General features: G+C 59.8%; 4 protein-coding genes. 2 read left to right on the forward strand and 2 right to left on the reverse strand.

Annotated elements, in window-relative coordinates; genetic code table 11:
- Positions 1 to 80: 80 nt before the first annotated feature.
- Positions 81 to 872: a crotonase/enoyl-CoA hydratase family protein gene (locus ACSFE6_RS31030; protein WP_435431186.1), complete on the reverse strand. Its 792-nt coding sequence runs from the start codon at positions 870 to 872 to the stop codon at positions 81 to 83.
- A gap of 422 nt (positions 873 to 1,294) precedes the next feature.
- Between ACSFE6_RS31030 and ACSFE6_RS31035 the strand changes: the two genes are divergently transcribed.
- Positions 1,295 to 2,968 (forward strand): DEAD/DEAH box helicase, encoded by a 1,674-nt coding sequence (locus tag ACSFE6_RS31035; RefSeq protein WP_435431187.1) that lies wholly within the window; start codon positions 1,295 to 1,297, stop codon positions 2,966 to 2,968.
- Between the two features lie 167 nt (positions 2,969 to 3,135).
- On the opposite strand, the gene ACSFE6_RS31040 is transcribed toward ACSFE6_RS31035, so the two are convergent.
- Entirely contained in the window at positions 3,136 to 3,903 is a 768-nt protein-coding gene (locus ACSFE6_RS31040) for a DODA-type extradiol aromatic ring-opening family dioxygenase (protein ID WP_435431188.1), read from the reverse strand.
- Positions 3,904 to 4,006: 103 nt separating this feature from the next.
- Between ACSFE6_RS31040 and ACSFE6_RS31045 the strand changes: the two genes are divergently transcribed.
- Positions 4,007 to 4,663, forward strand: coding sequence for a thiopurine S-methyltransferase (locus ACSFE6_RS31045; RefSeq protein ID WP_435431189.1), 657 nt, complete (start codon positions 4,007 to 4,009; stop codon positions 4,661 to 4,663).
- Positions 4,664 to 4,738: the final 75 nt, after the last annotated feature.

Raw genomic sequence — 4,738 nt, forward strand, 5'->3', positions numbered from 1 at the left:
GGCTCGCTCCCACAGTTGAACTGCGATTCCTTGTGGGAGCGAGCCTGCTCGCGAAGAGGCCCGCCAAACCGGCAAAAAATCTAGATACCTTTGAACACCCCAGGCCGCCGCTCCACCAATGACCGCACACCCTCCCGGGCGTCTTCACTGCTCAGCAGCTTCTTTACCAGCGCCGGCAATCCTCGGGCTGCGGCAGTTTCCCCTTCATAACGCGCCTGGCGGGCAGACATCAGCGTTGCCTGAACCCCCAGCGGCGCCTGACGGGCAATTCGCTCGGCCAGTTCGATTGCCCGTGGCAGCAAATCTTCGCTGGCCATGACTTCCTGCACCAAACCCAGGTGCAGGGCGTCATGGGCATCGAATTCGTCCCCCGTCAGCATCCAGCGCATGGCATTGCCCCAACCGGCCACTTGATGCAGGCGCAAGGTGGCGCCGCCGAAGGGAAAAATGCCGCGCTGCACTTCCATTTGCGCGAAGCGGGTGTTGCTGGCGCACAGGTTGATATCGGCAGCGAGCATCAATTCGATACCAATGGTCAGACAGTAGCCCTGCGCTGCGATTATCACGGGCTTGTTGACTCTTGGGCCGGCGAACACCCCCCAAGGGTCGCAGCCACCGGGCGGGGTCTGCCAACCTTCGGTCAACGCTGCGCTGGCGTTCACCAGATCCAGCCCGGCGGTGAAGTGATCGCCATGGCCAAACACCACTGCCACCCGGGCATCGCTGTCGGCTTCGAACTCGCCGTAGGCCAGGCTCAATTGATTGAGCAATTCGAGGTCGAAAGCGTTGCGTTTGGCGACCCGGTCCAGGCCGATCAACAGGACATGACCACGTTTTTCACGGCTCACACGGCTGCTGTCGAGCGCTTTCATGGGGTATTTCCTCGGGCGGGAAGGGGAGTCGGACCGACGGTTGGCGAGGGGCGGGGTGAACCGTTTTAGCGCCATGTCCCTCAGGGCCGGGCCTTTGAAAAATAGACGCTTGCATGAATATCCGCAAAGCCTGTGACAGAACGCCGCGCGCGGGAGGTTTGCGTTAAAAAAAGACTCCCTTTTTTGGCAAATTCCGGTATAGTGCGCGCCGGCCTTTAGCCGGGCCGCGTTTAGGTAGAGCACTTCCCCGAAGTCAGCTTCGGCTGCACGTCCGTACTGCGGACGCTTCCTTGACGATTCTTTTCATTCATTCGTTTTCGCAAATCCCCGCCGACAAAGCTGCCAGGGCGACTCTTGAGTCTCAACACGGCATGCGCAGCTTTGGAGCATGGGTCTTTGCGGATGCACTTAGAGGCAGACCCATGACCCAGGAAATCGGCGGCTTCGCCGCTCTTGAACTTCATCCCAATATTGTCGCTGCAGTAGTCGCTACCGGCTATGAAGAGCCTTCGGCCATTCAGCAGCAGTCGATCCCGATCATTCTCGCCGGTCACGATATGATTGGTCAGGCGCAAACCGGTACCGGTAAAACCGCTGCCTTTGCCCTGCCGATCCTGCACCGCATTGATCCGTCCAAGCGCGAGCCGCAAGCTCTGATCCTGGCCCCAACTCGTGAGTTGGCGCTGCAAGTTGCAACCGCTTTCGAAACCTACGCCAAGCAAATGCCGGGCGTAACTGTTGTGGCTGTCTACGGCGGCGCGCCAATGGGCCCACAACTGAAAGCAATCCGTAATGGCGCACAGATCGTTGTCGCCACTCCGGGCCGTCTGTGCGACCACCTGCGTCGCGACGAAAAAGTGCTGCAGACCGTGAACCACCTGGTTCTCGACGAAGCAGACGAAATGCTCAAACTGGGCTTCATGGACGACCTGGAAGTCATCTTCAAGGCCATGCCGGAAACCCGTCAGACCGTATTGTTCTCGGCTACCCTGCCGCAATCGATCCGTGCCATCGCCGAACGCCACCTGCGCGATCCGAAGCACGTGAAGATCCAGAGCAAGACCCAGACCGTTACCGCGATCGAGCAGGCTCACCTGCTGGTTCACGCTGACCAGAAGACGTCTGCCGTTCTCAGCTTGCTGGAAGTGGAAGATTTCGACGCGCTGATCATGTTCGTGCGTACCAAGCAAGCGACCCTGGACCTGGCCAGCGCCCTGGAAGCCAAAGGCTACAAAGCCGCTGCGCTGAACGGTGACATTGCCCAGAACCAGCGTGAGCGCGTGATCGACTCCCTCAAGGATGGCCGTCTGGACATCGTTGTGGCGACCGACGTTGCTGCTCGTGGCCTGGACGTTCCGCGCATCACTCACGTGTTCAACGTTGACATGCCGTACGATCCGGAATCCTACGTTCACCGTATCGGCCGTACCGGCCGTGCCGGTCGCGAAGGTCGTGCGTTGCTGCTGGTGACTCCGCGTGAGCGCCGCATGCTGCAAGTGATCGAGCGTGTAACCGGTCAAAAGGTTGCTGAAGTTCGCCTGCCAGACGCTCAAGCCGTCTTGGATGCACGCATCAAGAAGCTGACCAACAGCCTGTCGCCGCTGGTGGCCGACGCCGAATCGACTCACGGTGATCTGCTTGATCGCCTGACCGCCGATATCGGTTGCAGCCCGCGTGCCCTGGCCGCAGCGCTGCTGCGCAAGGCTACCAACGGTCAAGCGCTGAACCTGGCCGCGATCGAGAAAGAACGTCCGCTGGTTCCGAACAGCACACCGCGTGGCGATCGTCCGGAGCGTTCCGGTGATCGTCCTGAGCGTGGTGACCGCGAGCGTCGTGCTCCGATGCCACTGGCTGAGGGACGTGCCCGTTGCCGTACCGCGCTGGGTGCGCGTGACGGTATCGCTGCCAAGAACCTGCTCGGCGCCATCCTCAATGAAGGTGGTCTGGCCCGTGAAGCCATCGGTCGCATCCAGGTGCGTGACAGCTTCAGCCTCGTCGAGCTGCCGGAAGATGGTCTGGAGAAGCTGCTGTCCAAGCTGAAGGACACTCGCGTTGCCGGTAAGCAGTTGAAGCTGCGTCGCTATCGCGAAGATTGATCCGCTTTCGGGCTGATTGATCGAACATAAAAAATCCCCGATTGATTCGGGGATTTTTTATGCCTTTCAATCGGTGGTGCGTCCTTCGCGAGCAGGCTCGCCCCACAGATGACCGAGATCAAATGTGGGAGCGAGCCTGCTCGCGAAGGGGACGACTCGGTTTCCGGTCAACCGAAACGATAGATGTCCATGCCCAGCGCACCCAGGGTGAACCCCTGGTGGGCGACGCTGAAATCTCCGCCAGCGGCGCGGGCAAAGTACAGCGGCAGCAAATGCTCATCGCTGGGGTGGTTGCGCACGGCGTTCGGTGCTTGCTGACGATAATCGTGCAGGGCCGCATCATCGTTGGCCGCCAGCTTCTCGATCATCCAGTCGCGGAACACCTGAGCCCAAGGTTCGACGCTTTCCGGGCCGGCATGCCAGTCCAGTTCCCGCAGGTTGTGGGTAATGCTGCCGGAGCCGATCAGCAGTACGCCGTGTTGGCGCAGGGTGCTCAGGGCATGACCGACGCGGGTTTGCAGGGCAGGACCGCCGCGGGTGGGCAGGGACACCTGGACAATCGGGATGTCAGCCTGCGGATACATCAATGAAAGGGGCACCCAAACACCGTGGTCGAACGGCCGCTGGGTGTCGACGCGTGCAGGGAGGTCGGCGGCGTTCAACAACTCGACAACCTCTGTCGCCAATCGCGGATCGCCAGGCGCCGGGTATTGCACTTCGAAAAGCGCCCTTGGAAAACCACCGAAGTCATGCCAGGTTTCGGGGTGGGGGTTGGCGCTGACCAACAGTTCATGACTTTCCCAGTGTGCGGAAACAATCACGATGGCCTTGGGTGTCGGAATTTCTGCCGCCAGACGAGCGAGGGCCGGACCGCTGGCGCCGGGTTCCAGGGCGAGCATGGGTGAGCCATGGGATATGTACAGGCTGGGGAACATGAATGTGCTCCTGAGAGTTAAGATGGCACCATCTTCAGTCAGATCATTGATCTAAATCTAATATAAGTTTTAGGGTGTTTTGATCGAATTTTCGGGGTTATTTATGCAGCCGGAGTTTTGGCACAAGAAGTGGGCATCGAATCAGATCGGCTTTCATCTGCCGCAGGTGAACCCCTATCTACGACGGTTCTGGCCACAACTGGGCCTGGAGGAGAGTGCGCGAGTGCTGGTGCCATTGTGCGGCAAAAGCCTGGATTTGTTGTGGCTGGCCCATCAGGGGCATGAAGTCCTGGGGGTCGAACTGTCGGAGAAAGCCGTGGAGGATTTCTTCAGTGAGCATGGATTTGATCCGGCCATCAGCGAGCAGGGGCCGTTCAAGGTCTATCGGGCAGGATCGATTGAACTGTGGTGCGGTGATTTCTTCTCGTTGACAGCCGGAGATGTGGCTGATTGCTCCGCTCTCTATGATCGCGCGGCACTGATTGCATTGCCACTGGCAATGCGTGAGCGCTATGCAGACCACTTGAAGCGGATACTGCCCAGGGAGTCCCTGGGATTGCTGATCACCCTGGATTACGATCAGGCACAAATGCCCGGCCCGCCATTCGCGGTGGTCGACGATGAAGTGCAGCGGTTGTTCGGGACGGCATGGGCATTGAAGATCCTGGAGGACCAGGATGTCTTGAGCGAGAGCGGGAAGTTTCTGGAGGCGGGCGTCACCCGGCTCGAGGAGCGGGTGTATCGGGTTTCCAGCCGCTAATTTGCATTGAATGTTCTGGCCCCTTCGCGAGCAGGCTCGCTCCCACAGGGGCTGCGCCAAACACATATCCAATGT

The sequence above is a fragment of the Pseudomonas baetica genome (assembly GCF_051216495.1).
Lineage (GTDB): Bacteria > Pseudomonadota > Gammaproteobacteria > Pseudomonadales > Pseudomonadaceae > Aquipseudomonas > Aquipseudomonas baetica_B.